The following is a 21,106-nucleotide window of genomic DNA, read 5'->3' on the forward strand; positions in this document are numbered from 1 at the left end:
GCCCCTCTTTTGGTTACAGCAGGTTCATGGCAAAGCCGAAATACAAATCACAGCGCCGCCCAAGCGCCCCGTCCATCGCCAAGCGGCCCCGAGCGTCAGCCAATGGCCAGGCGCGACCGCGTGAGAATTCCAAGCCCCCGCCCGAGCCCTTGCCGGAACGCATGGTGTGGAAAGGTGCACGCCTCGCGGAACGCACATCAATGGTTTTGGAGACGGAAGCCACTGCCGATTATGCCCTGCTCGACAGCGGCGCGGGCCGCAAGTTGGAGCGATACGGCGACGTCATCGTTGATCGCCCTGAAGGGCAAGCGCTATGGCTGCCTGCACTGCCACAGTCCACGTGGGACCAAGCGGATGCAATCTTCACCGGCAATACGGAAGAAGAGGGTGCAGGACGCTGGAAGTTTCCCAAAGGCAATCGCGGCGAAACGTGGCCGCTGGCCTTTGATGGTGTTGGCTTCCACGGGCGTTTCACCTCGTTTCGCCATGTCGGCGTCTTTCCAGAGCAGGCAGCCCATTGGCACGCGATGCAAACCGCCATCCGCGCCGCCAAGCGCCCAGTGAAAATGCTGAACCTTTTTGGATATACCGGCGTCGCTTCGCTGGTTGGCGCACGCGCAGGAGCGGAAGTAACCCATGTGGATGCGTCGAAGAAGGCGATCCAGTGGGCGCGGGAAAACCAGTTGGAGGGCGGATTGCAAGACGCGCCCATTCGCTGGATTTGCGAAGATGCGGTGAAATTCTGTGCCCGCGAAGTCAGGCGGGGAAACACCTACGACATCATCCTGCTTGATCCGCCCGCCTTCGGCCGCGGACCCAAGGGCGAAGTCTGGCAATTTTTCGAACACGTGCCGCTCATGCTGGACCTCGTGCGCCAATTGCAGGCTGAGAAACCAATCATGACCGTTCTCACATCCTACGCTATCCGTGCATCCTCGTTCGCCCTTCATGAACTCATGCAAGAGGTTTTCGCGGGCATGGCAGGGCGCATCGAGACGGGCGAACTCATCCTGCGCCAGGAAGGCGGCGAGCGGATGTTGTCGACCTCCATGTTCTCGCGCCACATTGGTGAGGGCGTCGACGTATGAGCGCAACCATTCAGGGAAAAATCAAAGAAGTCACCGCCACTTCCAACCCGATTATCAAAGATATCAAGGCACTCGCGCTGAAGAAAAACCGCGACCGGGAAGGTTTGTTTCTCGCGGAGGGTTTGAAACTCGCTACTGACGCCATGGAAGCGGGCTGGCGGCTGCGCACGCTGATCCACGGCAAGAAAGCGCTGGAAGACAATAATCTCCGCGATAAAGTGCAGGCGCTTGCGATTCAGGCCCGTGCGCTAGGCGGTGACGTGTTGATCGTGAGCGATAAAATTCTCACCTCGATCACACGCCGCGATAACGCTCAGATGGTTGTCAGCGTATTGGAACAGCGCTTCACAACACCGACCGATATCAAGCCCGTCGCAAACGATTGCTGGCTGGCGCTGGATCGTGTCCGCGACCCCGGTAATTTGGGAACAATCATCCGAACGGCCGATTGTCTTGGCGCAAAAGGTGTCATTCTGGTTGGCGAGACGACCGACCCTTTCGCGTTGGAAGCCGTGCGCGCCACTATGGGCTCGCTCTTTCACGTGCCTCTGGTGCGGATGAGCGAGGAAGCGTTTGTCGGTTTTGCCGAAAAGTGGCGTGAAGATTTTAAAGGTCACGTTACAGGAACGCATCTTAAAGGTGCGATTGACCATCGCAGCATCGACTACACGAACAGCCCGCAACTTCTGTTGATGGGCAATGAACAGCAGGGGCTGACCGACGATCTAGCGAGCGCTTGTGATCGCCTGGCGCTCATCTCTATGGCCGGGCAGGCAGACAGCCTCAACCTCGCCGTTGCCACAGGCATCATGCTGTTTGAGGCCCGCCGCCATGCGCTTTGATTTCATCAAACCTTGGACGGTCGCTTTGATAGTCGGGTTGATCGTCGTGGACCAAGTGTCCAAATGGGCGACGGAAGCCTATCTGCCGCTGCAAGAGGCGATCAACCTCGTCTCAATCCTCTCTCTTTACCGCACCTACAATACAGGTATCGCCTTCTCCATGTTCGATTGGGCGGGTGCTACAGGCTTGATCGTTCTAGCGCTCGTGGTTGTGCTGTTGATGATCTATCTGTGGTCAAAAGTGCCTGCTGCACGCTGGCTTTCACACCTGGGTTTTGCGCTAATCATCGCGGGCGCGATCGGCAATCTCATTGACCGCTCTCTGTGGGGGCATGTGATCGACATGGTCTTACTGCACACCCAAACATGGGCGTTTGCAGTGTTTAATCTGGCCGATGCCTTTATTTCTGTGGGTGCGGCTGCGATCATTTTGGATGAAATTCTTGCCATGCGTCGAAAAGACAGCCAAGACGAAACGAACCCTTCAGCCTAACGGAGCAACCATGTCCGACACATTCAAGGCCATCCTTATTTCCCGCGACGAAGACAAGAAACAGTCCGTCGAAATGACCCAGCTTTCCGATTCCGATTTGATGGAAGGCGATGTGACCGTCGCCGTGGAAGCCACCACCGTGAACTACAAAGACGGCCTTGCCATCACCGGGAAATCGCCGGTCGTGCGCCATTGGCCCATGGTTCCCGGCATTGATTTCGCAGGCAAGGTGACTGCCTCGGACAATCCTGAGTTCTCTGTTGGTGACGATGTGATCTTGAACGGCTTTGGCGTGGGTGAAACCCATTGGGGTGCCTACGCAGAAAAAGCGCGCGTTAAAGGCGACTGGCTGATTCATCGTCCCGATAGCATTTCTGCCACACAGGCAATGGCAATCGGCACCGCCGGCTACACAGCGATGCTGTGCATCATGGCGCTGGAGCGTCACGATATCACGCCAAACCGCGGCCCGGTCGTTGTGACCGGCGCAAATGGTGGCGTCGGCACGGTCGCCGTGTCGATCCTTTCCAAGCTCGGCTACGAAGTTATTGCCACAACACGCCGCACCAGCGAGGCGGATTTCCTGAAAGATCTGGGTGCAAGCCAGATAATGGACGCGGCTGAAATGAGCGAAGCGGGCCGTCCAATGGGCAAAGAGCTTTGGGCTGGCGGCGTCGATTGCGTCGGTTCCCATACGCTTGCCAACGTGTTGGCGCAGACAAAATACGGCGGCGCTGTCGCTGCCTGTGGCTTGGCACAAGGCTTTGATCTACCAACAACCGTGATGCCGTTCATTCTACGCGGTGTCAGCCTGTTGGGTGTCGACAGCGTGATGGCACCGAAGTCGATCCGTCAGGAAGCTTGGTCGCGCTTGGCCAGAGATCTCGACATGGGCAAGCTGGAGAGCCTGTCCACCGAGATCGGTTTTGATGATCTGATCGGTGCTGCCAGCGACATTGTTGAAGGCAAGATCCGGGGCCGCGTCGTCGCCACGCTCTAATCTTCGCCGCATTTACAAAGCAAGAAACCGGCATGTTCATCGCGTGCCGGTTTTTTCTTTTTATGTCACACGTCAAAATCACCATAGCTGCCACCGCTATGGCGCTTGCCATGCCTGCGATAGCGCAAGCCCAATGCGGCAAGGCATCTTGGTATGCGATGACCTCGAAAACCGCCAGCGGCCAGAGGGCCAATCCTGGCTCCATGACTGCCGCTCACCGCACATTGCCTCTGGGTTCCAAAGTGCGCGTCACGAATTTGCGCAACGGCAAGAGCGCAGTGGTCACGATCAACGACCGTGGGCCATTTATAAAAGGGCGCGTGATTGATTTGACGGAAATGGTCGCTACAAAACTCGGCTTCCGCTGGGCTGGATGGACCCGCGTTGGCATTTCGCGTGAGGGAAAGCGTTTCGCCAAAGGCCGCATCTGCCGTACGCTCAACGATGGTGCAAGCCTTTTGCCTCTCAAGCCGGCGCGTCCAATTCAAAGGCCAGTACAAAGCTGGGATGTTGCGCAGGCCGATTTTTCTGGCCTCGAATAGCCCTCACTCACTTGCCACCTGCCACGCTTCGCACGACACTGCGCAACTAAGATCAGGGCAGGGAACATTCCATGACAACAGCAGGTTTGCAGACAAGGCTCGGCTTCGCGCCGGACCGTCTGGAGCGGATTACCGATTGGATGCAATCCTACGTCGATGATGGCCGCTATCCCGGTGCATCGGTTTTGATCGCACGGGGTGGCAATGTCGCCTTTCGCTCTCAAGTCGGCCAACGCGACATCGAGGCGGGCAAGCCCTTTGAGCAAGATACTATTGCTCGCATTTATTCGATGACCAAACCGCTCACATCGGTCGCGATCATGATGTTGGTTGAGCGTGGCCTGTTTACGCTCAACACACCGATTTCAGAATTCATTCCCGAATTCGCCAAATGTCGCGCATTGCTGCCCGGCGCGCAAAACCTTAGTCAGAGCGAACCGGCACCAACACCGACCGTCCATCAATTGCTGGTTCACACGGCAGGTTTTTCCTACTCGTTCAACGAAGGCTTGATGGGCGAAGCTTATCTTGAAAACCAAATTCATTTCGGCACCGGCCCCGTCGAACCTGGTCTTACACTGGAGACCGCTGCCAAACGCGTTGCAGAACTGCCGCTGGCCTTTCAGCCGGGAAGCAAGTGGGAATACTCAATTGCCATCGACCTGTTGGGGCGCATCATTGAGGTTGCCTCCGGTGAGCCGCTGGATCAATTCCTTCACAACCACATCATCGAGCCGCTAGGCATGGTCGATACCGCCTTTGATGTGCCGGAAGACAAGCTTGACCGATTTGCCGCCTGCTACACCTGCTCGGAGGACAAAAGCACACTGATGGCGTTAAGCGATGCGCCGCAGACCACGCGTTACAAGCGCGGCACGGTCACTGCCTTTTCTGGCGGGGGTGGGTTGGTTTCCACGCTGGACGACTATCTTAAATTTGCAGACATGGTGCGTCGAGGTGGCGAACGTGACGGGGTTCGTTTCCTATCGCCCCGCACGTTAGACTTCATGCGCCAAAACCACCTCAAGGGCGATATAGCATCAATGGGCCCAACCAGCTTCGCTGAAATGCCGATGGACGGCACAGGCTTTGGCCTTGGTTGGTCAGTGGTGATTGACCCGGCTCAAGTGAAAGTGCCCGGCAGTATGGGCGATTATGGCTGGGGAGGGCTGGCCAGCACCGGTTGGTGGAACGACCCTGTTCAAGATATCACCACCATCTTCTTCACCCAGCTTATCCCCTCAAGCGCGTGGCCCAGCCGTCCCCAATTGAGGGCGCTTGTGAACGCGGCTGTGGTCGGAGATGGAAACTACGCTTAGCCCGCGGTTGTCAGTGTGCACCGGACATATCGCCCAGCACTTCTTTGCTGGCCACGGTCGAGTCCGCTTTCAGTTCGTAGATCATAGGAATACCGGTTCCTAAGTTGAGCGACGTCACTTCGTCTTTGCCCAAACCATCAAGCACCATCACCAGCGCCCGCAGAGAATTTCCATGGGCGGCAACCAGAACCGTGTTGCCTCGCAGGACGTGGGGCAGAATATCGGTGAGGTAATATGGCCAAACACGCGCCCCCGTGTCGCGCAGGCTTTCGCCGTCCTCGCCGGGGGGCGGTGTGTCGTAGGAACGTCGCCAGATATGCACCTGCTCTTCGCCCCATTTTGCGCGGGCATCGTCTTTGTTCAATCCGGCCAGATCGCCGTAATTGCGCTCGTTGATTGCCTCATTCCGGATCGTCTTCAAATCGCTCTGGCCAACGCCATCGAGAATATGCTGGCAGGTCTTTTGAGCGCGGGTCAGTTCGCTGGTGAAGGCGATATCAAACTTCATGCCGCGCTCGCCCAGAATGCGTCCCGCTTCAATGGCTTCTGCTACGCCCTGTTCGGTCAAGTCAGGATCTTTCCAACCGGTAAACAGGTTGAGCTTGTTCCATTCGCTTTGCCCGTGGCGGACGAGAACCAGAGTGCCAGACATGAAATACCTCTTAGTTTGAAAGACCAAGAACGTCGATCATATCGTAGCGTCCTGGTTTTTGAGAATGGCCCCACAGGGCGGCCTTCACCGCGCCGCGTGAGAAAACCTGGCGGTCTAGCGCCGAGTGAGAAAGCGTGATGGTCTCGCCTTCACCCGCCAGCAGAACCGAATGTTCACCAACCACGGAACCACCGCGCAGGGTTGCAAACCCGATTGTGCCGTCTTCGCGCGCGCCCGTCTGCCCTTCGCGCACCATGACGCTCTTTTCACCCAGTTTGATTCCACGACCCTCAGCTGCCGCTTCACCGAGCAGAAGCGCCGTGCCGGAAGGCGCGTCGACCTTGTGCCTGTGGTGCATTTCCAGCACTTCGATATCGTAATCCGACGCGGCCAAAGCCTGTGCAGCTTGTTTCACCAACACGGCCAGCAAATTCACGCCGAGCGAATAGTTCCCGCTCTTGATAATCCGCGCGTGCCGTCCTGCAGCATCAAACTTCGCCTCGTCGTCTTCGCTGCAACCCGTTGTGCCGATCACATGAACAATACGAGCTTGCGCGGCCAAGGCAGCAAATTCAACGCTGGCGGCAGGCATGGTAAAATCCAAAACGCCATCAGCGGCTGCAAAAGCGGGCAGGGGATCATCGGTGATTGCGATACCGTTGGCTGCAAGACCAGCAACCACGCCGCTATCTTCACCCAGATGTTGCGAACCGGGACGTTCCACGGCGGCGCTCAGAGCCGCGCCATCGACTTCCGAAATGGCGCGGATAAGCGACTGACCCATCCGGCCAGCAGCGCCAACCACAACAAGTTTCACATCCGACATCTGCAATGGCCTTTTGAACTTTTATCCGGCTTTGGCAGTTCTTTTGCGCCGCTTCGACGGTCCGGGCAAGCCCTTGCCGCCCGCAACGCTTTGCAGCCGTGCATAAATGCCGCCTGCTTTCATCAATTCGTCATGCGTGCCTGCATCGACTGCACGGCCTTTGTCGATGACGACAATACGGTCGGCCTTCTCAATTGTGGAAAGCCGGTGAGCAACCACGATTGATGTGCGCCCCTGCATCAAGGTATCGAGCGCCTGTTGGACCTGAGCCTCGGATTCGTTGTCCAACGCAGACGTCGCTTCGTCCAACAGCAGAATGGGCGCATTGCGCACGATGGCGCGTGCGATTGAAAGGCGTTGTCGCTGGCCGCCGGAGAGGTTAGCGCCGTTTTCGCCCAGCAGCGTGTCATAACCCTCCGCCAATTGCATGATGAAGTCGTGCGCCTGAGCCGCCCGGCAGGCTTCTTCTATTTCCGCGTCAGTGGCTTCAGGACGCGCATAGCGCAGGTTTTCTATTACGGTGCCCTGAAACAAGATTGGTTGCTGGGATACATAAGCAATGGCGCTGCGAACGCTGGCCACTTGAAGGCCGGTTAGGTCTTGGCCGTCGATGGTAATCGTGCCCGAGGCCGGGTCATAGAATCGTTGTAGCAGCGCGATGATGGTGGATTTACCGCCGCCTGATGGCCCCACAAGCGCGGTGGTTTGACCGGCCAGGGCTTCAAACGAGAGGTTAGTCAAAACCGATTGGGCTTCATTTTGCGCGTTGGTCTCATAGTGGAAGCTGACTTTATCGAAGAGGATCGTGCCGGCCTTCAAATCCAGCGGCTTGGCATCTCCCTTGTCGGCCTGCCGGATCGGCGTATCGAGGACTTCGTAGATCATCCTTGCATTCACGAGCGAGCGTTCCAGCGAAACCCGCATCCGTGCAAGACGTTTTGCGGGCTCGTAGGCGAGCAACAGCGCGGTCATGAAAGACGTTAAATCGCTGGGCGCGTAGCCGTGATTGATAACGCGGTAGCCGCCATAGGCAATTACACCAGCCACTGCAAAACCAGCCAGCGTTTCCATCAACGGGCTGGAACGGGCAGTGATCCGCGCAATCTGATTGGAGCGCTTCTCCGCCTCCACTGTCAGCATGTTCAGTTTCGCGCGCATCTGATCTTCCATCGTCATGGCCTTGACCACTTCGATCCCGTGAGCGGCTTCCTGCATAGAGGTGGCTACTTGCGCTGTAATCTTCACCTCTTCCCGCGCAATGCGCTTCACCCGACGCGCGTAGCCGGCAATTGCGATGAGCGCTATGGGGCCGATGACGAAGACCGCAAGAGACATATATGGATCGCGATAGAACATCACGAAGATCAAGCCGAGCAGTGTCACCAGATCACGCACGAAGCCCAGCACGACCGTGTTCAGCAGGTCACGAACAGCGATGACGTTCTGGTTCAGACGACTGATGAGGTCAACGGAGTGCTGACGTGAGAAAAAATCCACACCGAGCCGCAGCATGTGGTCAAACAAGCGGCGTTGATAATTTGCGACCAGCGAGTTGCCGATCTTGCTCAAAATCACGCTTTGGAAATAGGTGACGATGCCCTTGACCAGAAAGATGCCCGCCACCGTGGCCGCTAGCACCAGCGCACGGTTCATATCGTTGCCGTAGAACACGTCCTTGACGATTGGCCCCATCAACCACGCGCTGTAGGCGGTGGCTCCGGCTGAAAACAGCAGGCAGACAATGGCGATGGCGTATTGGCTGCGATAGCGTCGAAAGTTCTCGTTCGCCATGCGGCGGAAGACACCTGCTTCGCCGGGCGTTCGGAACAAAAATGCGGCTAGTCGGCTCAAAGGATCGCTCTCAAGTCGTTTCGACGTCTGCGGTTCAACCCCGCTCTAGCAGGCAGGCAAGGCAACCGCACCATCCTATCTGGTTTCAAACCGTGCAACAGGAAGCACTGTTGCGCAAATGTGTCAGGCAGATTTCCAAGAACGGTGTTCCAGATCGATAGCAAACGCGTCGGGTTGGCATGCATAGCTCGCCAATCCCAACAGAGCGGGCAGCTTGTGAGTGACCACATGCAATCCGATCGCTTCCATCAGCTCGCTATGGGGCTCTTTGTCGTCAAAGGAACGCCGCATTCCACTCTGCTGAAGAAACGACAGAATATGCCCCGCTATGCCGCCAGCCACAAAAACCCCTCCCTTTGCCATGACGGTCAAGGCTAGATCGCCGGCCACACGACCGAAACAAGCGCAAAAGATCGAGAGTGCCTCGTAAGCCTGATCGTCGCGCCCTTCCATAGCTGCTGTTGAGATATCCGATGCCGTTTGAAGGCTAGGCTCCACTCTGTCCGCACCGCAAACTGCGCGATAGAGATTGACCAATCCATCGCCGCATAAAACCTGTTCTGCCGAAATGCGTCCGCCGATCCTTTCCAGATGGGGCCAGATCGTGCTTTCGCGTTCGGTGCGCGGTCCCAAATCCACATGGCCGCCTTCACCGCCGACAGGCACCCATTTGCCGGCCGCACGCGCCAGTGTGCCGACGCCAAGACCGGTTCCCGCGCCGACAACACCCATCGTACGCTTGGTTTCGCCAAGGCCCACGCCGCCGAGCGATGATACATCGTCTTTGGTCAAAAACGGCAGCGCGAGTGCCTGAGCGTCAAAATCATTAAACAATATCAGGTGGTCGAGTTTCAGATTGTTCACAAATGCGTTAGCTTTGATACGCCAATGGCAATTGGTAAGGTCTAGCCCATCCACTTTTATTGGCCCTGCAGCAGCGATCAGTGCGGTTTTGGGTTGGTACCCTTGGTCAAGCACAACAGCCCGCAAAGCGTCCTCAATGGTTGAAAAATCGGCAGTTTTTACCGTTTTGAATGTGATGGCGGTGCTGTCAGCAGCTTCCAACACCTGAAACCGTGCATTCGTGCCCCCGATATCAGCCAAAAGAACGGGGAAGGTAAAAGCGCTCATTGATGCGTAAAACCTGCGGTTTGCGTGGATTTCTCAGCCGGTCCCAGCCTGTGAATCAGGGCAATAAAGTGAATGCATTGTCCCGGCAATCGTGCAAATCTGTTTCCACGATCCCGTTCCATTATGTCGCCATATCCGGCGTCAATGGATAGGGGGGCGTGTAATCCGTGAAAACGACACTGAAACAACGTCATACGCGGATGCCTAACAAGTGTGCAGTTCCAAGGGAAGGACACCCCTCATGAAGAAATTTATCCTGGGCCTTGCCGCCGCCGTCTCGATGACGGTCAGCGCCATCGCCGCCGATCTCAAGCCCGCCGTCGTTTACGACCTTGGTGGCAAGAACGACAAGTCGTTCAACGAAGCAGCCTTTACCGGTGCCGAGCGTTTCAAGAGTGAAACGGGCATGGAATACAAGGACTTCGAAATCCAGAACGACGCCCAGCGCGAACAAGCCATGCGCCGCTTCGCTCGTGATGGCCACAACCCAATCGTCGCTATCGGCTTTTCGCAAGCCGCTGCTCTGGAAAAAGTCGCAAAAGAATTTCCCGATACGAAATTCGCCATCGTCGACATGGTCGTCGAACAGCCAAACGTGCGCTCCATCCTTTTCACCGAGCACGAAGGTTCATACCTTGTCGGCGTGATGGCAGCGAAAGCCTCCAAGACGGGTAAAGTCGGTTTCATCGGCGGCATGGACATCCCGCTGATCCGCAAATTCGCCTGCGGCTACGTGCAAGGCGTCAAATCGGTGAACCCTGAAGCTGAAGTCTTCCAGAACATGACCGGCACAACAGGCGCTGCTTGGAATGACCCGGTTAAAGGCGGCGAGCTTGCGAAATCCCAGTTCGACCGTGGCGCTGACGTTGTCTATCACGCAGCAGGCGGCACCGGCATCGGCGTGCTTCAGGCTGCAGCAGACGCAGGCAAACTCGGCATCGGTGTGGACAGCAACCAAAACGGCATGCACCCCGGTTCTGTTCTCACTTCCATGCTCAAGCGCGTCGACAACGCTGTCTACAACGCCTTTATGGATGTGAAGAACGATAATTGGACCACGGGCTTCAATGTTCTTGATCTCAAAGCCGGCGGTGTTGGCTATGCGATGGACGACAACAACGCCAAGCTCGTCAACGACGACATGATGGCCGCTGTGAAAAAAGCTGAAATGGCGATCACGTCCGGCGAAGTGAAAGTCCACAACTACATGGACGACAGCGCCTGCCCCGTTCAATAAGAACGAATAGCAATCGCTGAAATGATGAAGCCGCCTCGGGAAACCGGGGCGGCTTTGTCGTTCAGGTGGGTGGGGTCTCGAACAAAGCCGCAAGACTGCGCCGCAATCCAGCGTCCAGATCTTCTGAAATGAGTGCCGGTCCACATCGTCTCCCAGCATCCCCGTGCAACCACACTCCGGCGCAGGCTGCGTCGAACGGTTCCATCCCTTGCGCCATCAATCCACCAATCACGCCCGCCAAAACATCTCCGCTGCCTGCTGTCGCCAACCAAGGCGTCGCGTGCTCGTTGCGCACTATCGAGCCTTTGGGAGAGGCGACAATCGTTTCGGCGCCTTTCAAAGTCACAACCGCGCCACTGCGTTTTGCAGCATGTGCGGCTCTTGCTTCTCGCGGACCGTCCAAATCGGGAAACAGTCGCTTGAACTCGCCCTCATGCGGCGTCAGCACAGCCAGTCCGTGAGATCCTAATTTAGAGAAAAACGCGTCAGAAGCTTCTGCGTGCATGGTCAGTGCGTCCGCGTCGAGCACGAGCTTTTGACGACAGCGCAGCAGCGCGTCCACTTTGGCTCGTGCCGTTTTGCTGAACCCCAGTGCGGGGCCAGCGATTGCACAGGTGATGCGTTGATCGTCCATAACAGCCGCCAACTCATCGGCATCTGCGACGGCCCGCAACATAACGGCAGTTAGATGGGATGCGTTTACAATGACAGCAGATGGAGGCGACATAACCGTCACCAAACCCGCGCCAACCCTCAGCGCCGCTTGCGCGGCCAGCCGAGCACCGCCCGTTTGTGCTGCACCGCCGGACAAAACCAAAGCGTGGCCTCGATCATATTTGTGGCCATCATCGGACGGTTTGGGAAAGGCTTTCCACCATAAAGAAGGTGAGTTGATAGCTGCCATATCGGACGATCCACTCATCGTGGTGGATAGACAATTCCTGCCTCTCCTGGTTGCCAAACGTCAAACTTAAACATTGTCGCTGCGAACAGATCAGAACTCAGGAACGCGGCAAGCCAATCGTGCAGATGGGGCAGCGGTTGAGTATCGAACCATTCGCGGTTCACATTCGCAAACTGCCGCACGAACGGCGCTATAGCCACGTCCGCCAGCGTTAGCCGATCAGCAACTAAGCCGGCGGAGGCCGCCAGTTGAGCATCCAGTTTGACGAGAAATTCCAGCCCATAAGAACGATGTGCCAAGCCGTCTGCGACCGGCAGTTTGTCAGCGTCAAGCTGCGCATATTTGTAGCCATCCAGATTGGTTTTGAACGGTCCATCCGCCTGTTCAACCAAAGCATCTGTTGCGTCGCCTTCTGCACCATCCATCGGCAGCCAATCGAACGGATCGTTCTGCTTTAACGCCCAAACCATGATGTCATAGCTTTCATCCAGCGCCGAGCCATCGGGGAGAACAAGACAAGGAACCGTCGCGCTTTTCGACACTGCAAGAAAAGCCTCCGGCTTTTCCTTTAGTTTGATTTCGCGCAGCTCAACTGAGATCTCGCTCGCCAAAAGTGCCAGCCGCGCCCGCATGGCGTAGGGGCAACGGCGGAACGAATAGAAAATAGGCAAATCGCTCACAAGCCTAGCCGCCCAGAACCAGTGTCCAGTATTTGCGTTTGCCCCGTGTCGGGTGGTCTGTCTCCACAACGCCCAGCCCATAGCGCTTCATGCGCGGGTTCAGCATGTTGCGTCGATGCGGTTTCGAGCGCACCCAAGCGTCCATCGTCTCGCCACGGCTTTTATACCCCTCGGCCAGATTTTCGGCCGCCAGCCTGTTGTATCCCGCGCGTTTCAAGCGCTGTGCGAAGCGCTGGCCACGCTCGGTGTTGTGCGTCATTTTGAGATGCTTTGCCATCAGCCGCGACTGCTCTTTGGCCATGCGCTCCAGCACAGGGTCGCGCTGCAAGACCGACAGACCAAATTTGCGCCGCACATCGTTGACCGACGAATACTGGCTTTTGGTGTTGCCAGATACATTCAGCCCGCTTTCCAGCACTGAAGTGCTGGTGCATCCAGCCATCGTTAGCCCCAAAAGCGCTGTTGCTAAAACTGTTCTCACTGTTCGCCACTCTCTATCGCGCGCAGGAAAGGCTTGCCCTTTTCTACCGGCTTGGTTTCCTCCGGCGCGCCGAACTCCAAGCTTTCGATCTTTGCGCCATGACGCGTAAGCTTGTCGGTAGACGTTAAAATCTGATCAATATCTTTGGCCGCCAGGTCGTGATGGCTTTTCAGCTTGCGGATGCGATCGTCAAGGCGGCTGAGGTCGGTCATGAACTTCATCACCTCGCCTTGAATAAGATGCGCCTGCTCACGCATCCGTGCGTCTTTCAAAACCGATTGGATCACCTGCACAGACAGCAGCAACAGCGAAGGGGAGACGATAACGATGCGCGATTTATGTGCTTTTTGAACCACGCCTTCAAAATGCTCATGGATTTCCGCAAAGATCGATTCCGATGGCACGAAGAGAAAAGCCGTGTCCTGCGTTTCGCCCGGCACAAAATATTTCTCGGCTATATCCTTCACGTGAACTTCCAAATCCCGTTTGAAGTCCGCTCCTGCAATCTTTCGTTCATCGGCATTCTGGGCCTCTTGCAGGCGCGACCACGCTTCCAAGGGAAACTTCGCATCCACCACCAGAACAGGTCCGTCATTGGGCATTAAAATAGTACAGTCGGGCCGCTTTCCATTTGATAGTGTCGGTTGAAACTCAAACGAGCCCATCGGCAGACCATCTTGCACGATGGCCTCCATCCGGCTTTGACCAAACGCCCCGCGGGTCTGTTTGTTTTGCAGGATTGATTGCAGCCCCACAACGTCTTGCGCCAGCGATTGGATGTTGTTTTGCGCGGTGTCGATCACAGCCAGCCGCTCCTGCAGTTTAGCAAGATTTTCCATCGTGTTTTTCTGCGTATCCGCCAGCGATTGTGACACCCGTCCGGTTACGTTCGCCAACCGCTCATCAAGTTGCTTGGAGAACGCCGATTGCTGAACGGTTACGCTGTCTTGCATCGAGGCCAAACGCCCCGTCAGCTCGCTCTGCGTGGCAACGAGCTGGGCCATGCGCGCCTCTGCCTCCTGCGCGCGCAATTCGTCTTGCTGGCGAAGATACTGCGCCTCAAGCGCCCGCATTCTCGCGCTGCGCCAAATCGAAAACAGGAAAAACAGCGCCAGCAAAAGACATAAGCCGAGCGCAATGATGAGAAAATCGCCAAACGACAGCACTGTTGTGCCGATGGTCAGGAAATCGCGGGAAAAATCGAAAGCGTTCATCGCGGGAAACTAGCCGATTCGGGGGATAGAATGAAACAAGAACATTTTTTGCGTTGGTTCAGCGCCCTCGCATCGTTGACCAGCGAAGGGCGAAGCACTATTTCACCGCCATGGCCATTCTACCGCTCGTTCATATTCCCGACCCCATTTTGCGCGCTCCGTCCAAGCCGATAGAGCGCTTTGATGGTGACCTCCAGAAGTTCCTCGATTCCATGCTGGAGACGATGTACGACGCGCCGGGCATTGGGCTTGCCGCCGTGCAGGTGGGTGAACCGATCCGCGTTGTTACGATTGACTGCGCCGAGCGTGAAGTGAATGAGCGTGGTGAGGAAGATCCGGACCCTAAGCGTGAACCGATCTTTCTGATAAATCCGGAAATTGTCGCCACATCGGATGCGCCAAATGTTTACGAGGAAGGCTGCCTGTCGATCCCCGACTATTATGCAGAGGTTGAACGGCCAGCCGAGTGTACGGTGAAGTTTCTCGATCGGGATGGCAAAGAGCAAACCTTGGAAGCCGATGGCATCATGGCAACGTGCATTCAGCACGAGGTCGACCATCTCAATGGTGTTTTGTTCATCGACTATCTATCGAAGTTGAAGCGCGACATGGTGGTGCGCAAATTCACAAAGATTGCCAAACAATCCGGCAAGCCCTTCATAGGATAAGCCCCGCTTATGGCGCTCCGCATCATCTTTATGGGCACGCCTGAGTTCTCCGTGCCAACGCTGCGCTCGCTGCACAATGCGGGCCACGAGATTGTTGCCTGCTATACGCAGCCTCCGCGACCGGCGGGCAGGCGCGGGTTAGAACTGACGCCCTCGCCGATTCATAAAGCGGGGGAAGAATTAGGCATTGCGGTTTTCACGCCAAAATCTTTGAAAGGTTCGGACGAGCAGACCGAGTTTGCTACCCATAAGGCTGACGTTGCGGTTGTCGTCGCTTATGGGCTTTTGCTGCCGCAAGCCGTCCTCGACGCGCCGCGACATGGCTGTTTCAACGGGCACGCGTCGCTTTTGCCCCGTTGGCGCGGCGCTGCGCCCATCCAACGTGCGATCATGGCAGGCGATAGCGAAACAGGAATGATGGTGATGCAGATGGAAGCCGGCTTGGACACCGGGCCTGTAGCGATGACGCGCAAAGTTCCGATCACGCCAGAAATGACCGCTGGCGATCTGCACGATACGCTATCGCAAGAGGGTGCTGCGCTAATGGTTGAGGCGATGGCCGCGCTGGAAGATGGAGTGCTAACGCTGACGCCGCAATCGGAGGAGGGCGTCACTTATGCTTCCAAGATTTCCAAGGAAGAAACCCGCATCGATTTCACTCAAACCGCCGAGCAAGTGCAGCGCCACATTATGGGCTTGTCACCGTTCCCCGGCGCTTGGACGGAAATGCGGCTCTCCGGCAAATCAACCCGCGTGAAGGTCCTCCGCGCAGCGTTGTCGGGCGAGGGCGTTCAGATCGCCTGCGCCAACAAAGACGTGATCCTCACCCGCTTGCAAAAGGCCGGTTCCAAGCCGATGAATGCCGATGAATTCCTGCGTGGCAACACGTTTGACGGTCTCGCCTAATGCCCCGCTATCGGCTGACCGTAGAATATGATGGGAGCCCTTACCGCGGCTGGCAGCGGCAGGACGATGTTCTCAGCGTGCAAGCAGCCATTGAGCAGGCGTTGGAAAATATCGGTGAGCCGGGAAGCATCGTCCAAGGTTCTGGCCGCACTGATGCTGGCGTTCACGCGCTGGGCCAGATTGCCCATGTTGACCTGCAACAGAAATGGACGGGTTTTCGTCTAACTGAGGCCGTAAACGCCCATCTGCGCCAGAGCGGTGAAACGGTGGCTATTCTTGACGCCGAAATTGTCGATGACGAATTCCATGCCCGCTTCAGTGCTATCCAGCGCCACTATATTTTCCGCATCATATCGCGCCGTGCACCGCTTACCGTGGAGCGCGGCTTGGCATGGAACGTGAAAGTTCCACTTGATATAGACGCCATGAATGAGGCCGCGCAGGTGCTCATTGGCGAACATGATTTCACAACATTTCGCTCTACAGAATGCCAAGCCAAGTCTCCGGTCAAAACCCTAGACACGCTTCGAGTCTCAAAGCGCCATCTCCATGGCGTTGATGTGATTGAAATTTCGACCACTGCAAGATCATACCTCCATTCGCAGGTGCGTTCGTTTGCTGGCGCGTTGAAGCTGGCAGGCGAAGGGCGCTGGACGGCGAAAGACATGCGTGTGGCGCTGGAAGCGCGGGACCGCCAAGCCTGCGCACCAGTCGCGCCCCCGCACGGACTGTATCTTGTGGCAGTAAGCTATTGATATGTTGAAGCGCGCCTCGCCCTGCGCCACACTACGTTCCATATTCAGCCGCAGGAGCTTTTCATGGCACGAGCCATTCTCATTGTTCTCGATTCAGTCGGCATAGGTGGCGCGCCGGACGCAGAAGCGTTTGGCGATGTTGGTGCCAATACGCTCGGCCATATAGCCGCTGCTTGCGCCCGTGGTGGCGGTGATCAGGAGGGTTTGCGAAGCGGCCCCTTGAACTTGCCCAATTTGGAGGCACTCGGTCTTTCCGCCGCTGCCAAGATGGCGACTGGTGAAGGATTAGAGGGTTTCGACAGCGATGGTCCGTTCAAAGCCGCCTACGGGTGCGCAGCGGAAGTTTCCAGCGGCAAAGACACCCCGTCGGGCCATTGGGAAATGGTGGGCTGTCCCGTTACCCGCCAATGGGGGCATTTCCCTGAAACAGTTCCCGCTTTTCCCAAAGACCTCACCGACGCGATGATTGCGCAGGCTGAGCTTCCCGGTCTGCTGGGCAACAAGCACGCTTCGGGCACTGAAATTATCGAAGAGTTTGGCGCAGAACATATCCAATCTGGCAAACCTATCGCTTACACATCAGCAGATTCCGTGATCCAGATCGCCGCGCACGAAGAATTCTTTGGGCTGGAAAATCTCTATCGGCTGTGTGCCATCACGCGAAAACTGGTTGATCCGCTCGACATCCAGCGCGTTGTCGCACGCCCCTTCCTTGGCAAAACGTCAGACACGTTTGAGCGCACGGGCAATAGGCGCGACTATTCTGTGCCACCGCCCGAAACCACCTTGCTCGATCGGGTTGAGGACGATGACCGGAGTGTTTTTGCGGTTGGCAAGATCGCGGATATTTTCGCCCATCGTGGCGTAACGGATGTGCGAAAGGCCAACGGCAACGACGCCATGTTCGACGCCACCCTTCAAGCGATGAAGGATGCGGCGCACGACGACTTCGTCTTCGTCAACTTTGTTGACTTCGACCAGTTGTACGGCCACCGCCGCGACGTGCCCGGCTATGCTGCCTGTCTCGAACATTTCGACCGTCGACTGCCGGAAATCATCGAGGCCATGCGCGGGGAAGACTTATTGATACTGACTGCCGATCACGGCAATGACCCCACATGGCACGGCACAGATCATACGCGAGAGCAGGTTCCTATCATTATGCTCGGTGCCGGCACCCACACCGGCCCTCTCCCCGCCGCACACACATTTGCCGACATTGGCGCAACGCTGGCGGTTCATCTGGGCATTGAACCCGGCCCGCATGGCAAGAGCCTGCTGTGACTGCGCATATTCCAAAAGCGGAACTCCACTGCCACATTGAAGGCGCGGCGGAGCCTGAGCTCGTGCTGCGCCTGGCACGGAAATACAGTCTGGATATGAGCGGCATCATCAAAGATGGCCGTTATGTCTGGTCAGACTTTACATCGTTCCTGAATTGTTACGATCAAGCATCAGGCGTATTCCGTGAACCGGAAGACTACCGGTTGCTGGCATATGATTATTACTCACGTCTGGCTGATCAGAATGCGATCTACGGCGAGGTTTTCGCGTCGCCCGATCATGCGGGCTTGATGGGAATTTCCTACACCGAATTGATCGGTGCGATTGCAGACGGAATCGAAGATGCAAAGGCCGATCACGGCATCGAAGGGCGCATCTTGGTCACGTGCGTGCGCCATCTTGGGCCGGAATCTGCGGAGCAGGTTGCCGAGCAATTGGCTGCCAACCCGCATCCACTAGTCACTGGCTTCGGCATGGCTGGCGATGAAAGAGCGTTTGAGGTTGCAGACTTTGCCAACGCGTTCGCAATCGCCTCAGACGCTGGCATGGGCCTCACCGCCCACGCAGGTGAACTGCGTGGACCGCAAAGCGTGCGGGACGTTATCGACATTTTGGGCGCCACCCGAATCGGTCATGGCGTGCGCTCAGTTGAAGATCCGCTTTTGTTGGAACGTTTGCGTGAGGAGGGCATCGTGCTCGAGGTTTGTGCCGGATCGAATGTGGCGCTGAACATATACCCCGGCTTCGACAGTCATCCGCTTGCCGAATTTCTCGATGCCGGTATTGCCTGCACCCTCAATTCAGACGACCCACCGTATTTCTACACATCACTGGCGCGCGAATACGAAATAGCCCAAAAGCATTTCGGCCTCCACGACCATGATTTAATCGCCTGCACACGCACCGCACTTGATGCAGCATTTGTCGATGAAAAGACCCGCTCGCGCCTGTTGAAGCAGCTTGCCGATACGGCTTAACTGGTGGTTGCGCATTTTACCTCAAACGACTTTCAGAAAGCCTACTCAATGTCACACGTCACGGTCGTCGATCATCCTCTCGTTCAGCACAAATTGTCGATCATGCGCGACAAGGACACCTCCACCCGCGGCTTTCGCACCTTGCTGCGCGAGATATCGCTGCTGCTTTGCTATGAAGTCACTCGTAATTTGGAACTCACCACAAAGCGTATTGAGACGCCGATGCAGGAAATGGATGCGCCGACGCTGAAAGGCAAAAAACTTGTCTTTGCCTCCATTCTGCGCGCTGGTAACGGCTTGCTAGAGGGCATGTTGGACCTCGTGCCGTCCGCTCGCGTGGCGCATGTTGGCTTGTACCGCGATCACGACACGCTGGAGGCGATTGAGTATTATTACAAAGCGCCGGAAGACATGTCGGATCGTTTGGTAATTGCGGTTGACCCCATGTTGGCGACTGCTAATTCCGCTACGGCAGCAATTGATAAACTCAAGCAAAGCGGCGCCAAAGATATTCGCTTTCTATGCTTGCTCGCAGCGCCGGAGGGCATTGCAGCGTTTCAGGAACAACACCCTGACGTCCCGATTTTCACAGCAGCAATTGATGAACGATTGAACGAACAGGGCTACATCGTACCCGGCCTCGGTGACGCGGGTGACCGCATGTATGGAACCAAGTAGGAGCAGGGCGATGCAGTACGGCGCGATCTATCCAAGCTTGAAAGATAAAACAGTCATCGTTACCGGCGGCGGCTCCGGCATTGGCGCTTCAATTGTTGAACACTTCGCCGCCCAGGGTTCAAAGGTCGGCTTTGTGGACATCGCTGACGAGCCTTCAAATGCCTTGGTTGATACCTTGCGCGGCGAGGGAGCAAAAGTCGCCTATCGCCATTGCGATATTACCGACACGTCAAAGCTACAGGCCACGGTTCGCGAACTGTCCGACGAACTCGGGCCCGTTGGTGTGTTGGTGAACAACGCCGCCCACGACCAGCGCCACAAATTTGAAGATGTGACTCCGGAATATTGGGACGAACGGATCGGTGTGAACATCAAGCACCAGTTCTTTGCAGCTCAAGCTGTGGCCGACGATATGAAGAAGCTCGGCAACGGTTCGATCATCAATATGGGGTCAACTTCCTGGATGATCGGACAGGGTGGCATGGCATGCTACACGGCTGCGAAGTCGGCTGTTCTAGGTCTCACACGGTCGCTTGCCCGCGATTTGGGTGAGCACAATATCCGCGTCAATTCCATCGCCCCGGGCTGGATTATGACCCAGCGACAGATCGATCTTTGGCTCACCGATGAAGCGGAAAAAGAGTTGATGCAGCGTCAGTGCTTGAAGCGCAGACTGGAGCCGGCGGACATCGCCCGTACGGTTCTGTTCTTCGCGTCCGACGAGGCTGGCGCCTGCACCAACCAAAGCTACATCGTAGACGGTGGTTGGGTGTAGCTGCTTGTTAACCGCGTCTTAACCGCGTCTTAACCGGAAACCCAGTTTCACCGAGACTTTAACCCTCCTTTACCTGCTTTTGGCATGATTGCAGCGTCGAGGCAGGAGAGCTACTCGTGGACTTTCATCACAATCTTTTGGTTGGCGGCGCGGGCCTTGTCGTGTTGGCACTCGCTGCTCCATCGATATTCGGAGTAAGCGAGAAGAGCGCCAAGTCTGAACCTGCCAACATCACGCGGGCGGCTGACGACCCCAATGCGCCCAAACGCATGTTTTCCAAGCCCGAGCCGCAAGTGCGCAAGGCACCCCGACGGCTGACCAAAGGCTGTGACCCTAACGGGGATCTTGGGCCCGCTAATTGCCGCTCAACCCGCAAAGCCTCAAGCTCGAAATCCGGTTCATTCAAGCGCTCTAAAGGCGGGCGGTCGGTTACCGTGGAAGCAGATGCAGTTGGTCAATTCAAATTAAATGCCAGAATGAACGGCAGGCGAGTGCCCGTGCTGGTGGATACAGGTGCGACCTCGGTAGCCATCAATCTCACCACCGCGCGCCGCTTGGGCATCAACGTCACGCAAGAAGACTTCAAACACGAAGCCACAACGGCCAACGGGAAGACACTTTTCGCTTCTGCCCAAATTCGAGAAATCCGCATCGGTGGCATTGTTGTCTCTGATGTACCGGCCGCGGTCCTGTCGGATAAAGCCTTGGGAAGCACACTTTTGGGCGCGGCATTTTTGAAGCGCTTGAGCAAATACACGGTGGAAAACGGTCAATTGAAAATGACCCAATAAGCACGGCATTGG

Annotated in this window: 22 protein-coding genes and 1 pseudogene; 15 read left to right on the forward strand and 8 right to left on the reverse strand. The window is 56.5% G+C overall.

Annotated features, from left to right (window positions below; all coding sequences use genetic code 11):
- Positions 1-26: 26 nt before the first annotated feature.
- The 6 genes and pseudogenes from ACFQ14_RS11680 to ACFQ14_RS11705 all read left to right on the forward strand — a co-directional run bounded on the left by ACFQ14_RS11680 (position 27) and on the right by ACFQ14_RS11705 (position 5,284).
- On the forward strand, positions 27-1,088 hold the full coding sequence (locus ACFQ14_RS11680) for a class I SAM-dependent methyltransferase (RefSeq protein ID WP_377212909.1): 1,062 nt from the start codon (positions 27-29) through the stop codon (positions 1,086-1,088).
- Positions 1,085-1,930, forward strand: a complete 846-nt coding sequence (locus tag ACFQ14_RS11685; protein WP_377212910.1) for a TrmH family RNA methyltransferase — start codon at positions 1,085-1,087, stop codon at positions 1,928-1,930. The genes ACFQ14_RS11680 and ACFQ14_RS11685 overlap by 4 nt, the downstream gene beginning before the upstream one ends.
- Positions 1,920-2,423, forward strand: coding sequence for a signal peptidase II (lspA, locus tag ACFQ14_RS11690; protein WP_377212911.1), 504 nt, complete (start codon positions 1,920-1,922; stop codon positions 2,421-2,423). The genes ACFQ14_RS11685 and lspA overlap by 11 nt, the downstream gene beginning before the upstream one ends.
- A 10-nt stretch (positions 2,424-2,433) precedes the next feature.
- Complete coding sequence (acuI, locus tag ACFQ14_RS11695) at positions 2,434-3,423, forward strand: acrylyl-CoA reductase (NADPH) (RefSeq protein ID WP_377212912.1); 990 nt, start codon at positions 2,434-2,436, stop codon at positions 3,421-3,423.
- 62 nt (positions 3,424-3,485) lie between these two features.
- A pseudogene (locus ACFQ14_RS11700) lies at positions 3,486-3,809 on the forward strand (septal ring lytic transglycosylase RlpA family protein); the annotation flags it as partial.
- 227 nt (positions 3,810-4,036) lie between these two features.
- The gene (locus ACFQ14_RS11705) at positions 4,037-5,284 is read left to right on the forward strand and encodes a serine hydrolase domain-containing protein (protein WP_377212913.1); all 1,248 of its coding nucleotides are present in this window, start codon (positions 4,037-4,039) and stop codon (positions 5,282-5,284) included.
- A 10-nt stretch (positions 5,285-5,294) separates the two neighbouring features.
- Here the strand turns inward: ACFQ14_RS11705 and ACFQ14_RS11710 are convergent, their stop codons facing one another.
- From ACFQ14_RS11710 to glk, 4 genes are all read right to left on the reverse strand, one after another.
- Positions 5,295-5,936: a 2,3-bisphosphoglycerate-dependent phosphoglycerate mutase gene (locus ACFQ14_RS11710; protein ID WP_377212914.1), complete on the reverse strand. Its 642-nt coding sequence runs from the start codon at positions 5,934-5,936 to the stop codon at positions 5,295-5,297.
- A gap of 10 nt (positions 5,937-5,946) precedes the next feature.
- Positions 5,947-6,762, reverse strand: coding sequence for a 4-hydroxy-tetrahydrodipicolinate reductase (dapB, locus tag ACFQ14_RS11715; RefSeq protein WP_377212915.1), 816 nt, complete (start codon positions 6,760-6,762; stop codon positions 5,947-5,949).
- Positions 6,763-6,783: 21 nt separating this feature from the next.
- The gene (locus ACFQ14_RS11720; protein ID WP_377212916.1) at positions 6,784-8,613 is read right to left on the reverse strand and encodes an ABC transporter ATP-binding protein; all 1,830 of its coding nucleotides are present in this window, start codon (positions 8,611-8,613) and stop codon (positions 6,784-6,786) included.
- Positions 8,614-8,736: 123 nt separating this feature from the next.
- The gene (glk, locus tag ACFQ14_RS11725; protein WP_377212917.1) at positions 8,737-9,744 is read right to left on the reverse strand and encodes a glucokinase; all 1,008 of its coding nucleotides are present in this window, start codon (positions 9,742-9,744) and stop codon (positions 8,737-8,739) included.
- Between the two features lie 241 nt (positions 9,745-9,985).
- On the opposite strand from glk, the gene ACFQ14_RS11730 reads away from it, so the two are divergent.
- Positions 9,986-10,981, forward strand: coding sequence for a BMP family lipoprotein (locus ACFQ14_RS11730; RefSeq protein WP_377212918.1), 996 nt, complete (start codon positions 9,986-9,988; stop codon positions 10,979-10,981).
- Positions 10,982-11,042: 61 nt separating this feature from the next.
- Here ACFQ14_RS11730 and ACFQ14_RS11735 read toward each other — a convergent pair whose 3' ends face one another.
- Genes ACFQ14_RS11735 through ACFQ14_RS11750 form a run of 4 tightly spaced genes read right to left on the reverse strand, consistent with a single transcriptional unit; the run spans position 11,043 to position 14,260 of the window.
- On the reverse strand, positions 11,043-11,885 hold the full coding sequence (locus tag ACFQ14_RS11735; RefSeq protein ID WP_377212919.1) for an NAD(P)H-hydrate dehydratase: 843 nt from the start codon (positions 11,883-11,885) through the stop codon (positions 11,043-11,045).
- Between the two features lie 14 nt (positions 11,886-11,899).
- Complete coding sequence (locus ACFQ14_RS11740) at positions 11,900-12,565, reverse strand: glutathione S-transferase (RefSeq protein ID WP_377212920.1); 666 nt, start codon at positions 12,563-12,565, stop codon at positions 11,900-11,902.
- A 4-nt stretch (positions 12,566-12,569) separates the two neighbouring features.
- Positions 12,570-13,007, reverse strand: a complete 438-nt coding sequence (locus ACFQ14_RS11745; RefSeq protein WP_377212921.1) for a CAP domain-containing protein — start codon at positions 13,005-13,007, stop codon at positions 12,570-12,572.
- A gap of 35 nt (positions 13,008-13,042) precedes the next feature.
- Positions 13,043-14,260, reverse strand: coding sequence for a DNA recombination protein RmuC (locus tag ACFQ14_RS11750; RefSeq protein ID WP_377212922.1), 1,218 nt, complete (start codon positions 14,258-14,260; stop codon positions 13,043-13,045).
- Positions 14,261-14,370: 110 nt separating this feature from the next.
- Between ACFQ14_RS11750 and def the strand changes: the two genes are divergently transcribed.
- The 8 genes from def to ACFQ14_RS11790 all read left to right on the forward strand — a co-directional run bounded on the left by def (position 14,371) and on the right by ACFQ14_RS11790 (position 21,094).
- A complete protein-coding gene (gene def, locus ACFQ14_RS11755) occupies positions 14,371-14,928 on the forward strand; it encodes a peptide deformylase (protein ID WP_377212960.1) in 558 nt (185 codons plus the stop codon).
- A gap of 9 nt (positions 14,929-14,937) precedes the next feature.
- Positions 14,938-15,834: a methionyl-tRNA formyltransferase gene (gene fmt / locus ACFQ14_RS11760; protein ID WP_377212923.1), complete on the forward strand. Its 897-nt coding sequence runs from the start codon at positions 14,938-14,940 to the stop codon at positions 15,832-15,834.
- Positions 15,834-16,589, forward strand: a complete 756-nt coding sequence (gene truA, locus ACFQ14_RS11765; protein WP_377212924.1) for a tRNA pseudouridine(38-40) synthase TruA — start codon at positions 15,834-15,836, stop codon at positions 16,587-16,589. Before fmt ends, truA begins: the two co-directional genes overlap by 1 nt.
- 63 nt (positions 16,590-16,652) lie before the next feature.
- Positions 16,653-17,873, forward strand: coding sequence for a phosphopentomutase (locus ACFQ14_RS11770; protein ID WP_377212925.1), 1,221 nt, complete (start codon positions 16,653-16,655; stop codon positions 17,871-17,873).
- Positions 17,870-18,850 (forward strand): adenosine deaminase, encoded by a 981-nt coding sequence (locus ACFQ14_RS11775; protein WP_377212926.1) that lies wholly within the window; start codon positions 17,870-17,872, stop codon positions 18,848-18,850. The genes ACFQ14_RS11770 and ACFQ14_RS11775 overlap by 4 nt, the downstream gene beginning before the upstream one ends.
- Before the next feature lie 48 nt (positions 18,851-18,898).
- Complete coding sequence (upp, locus tag ACFQ14_RS11780) at positions 18,899-19,528, forward strand: uracil phosphoribosyltransferase (protein WP_377212927.1); 630 nt, start codon at positions 18,899-18,901, stop codon at positions 19,526-19,528.
- 10 nt (positions 19,529-19,538) lie between these two features.
- Complete coding sequence (locus ACFQ14_RS11785; protein ID WP_377212928.1) at positions 19,539-20,303, forward strand: SDR family NAD(P)-dependent oxidoreductase; 765 nt, start codon at positions 19,539-19,541, stop codon at positions 20,301-20,303.
- A gap of 116 nt (positions 20,304-20,419) precedes the next feature.
- On the forward strand, positions 20,420-21,094 hold the full coding sequence (locus ACFQ14_RS11790; protein ID WP_377212929.1) for a TIGR02281 family clan AA aspartic protease: 675 nt from the start codon (positions 20,420-20,422) through the stop codon (positions 21,092-21,094).
- Positions 21,095-21,106: the final 12 nt, after the last annotated feature.

It is taken from the genome of Pseudahrensia aquimaris (assembly GCF_042676045.1).
Taxonomy (GTDB): Bacteria; Pseudomonadota; Alphaproteobacteria; order Rhizobiales; family Rhizobiaceae; genus Pseudahrensia; species Pseudahrensia aquimaris.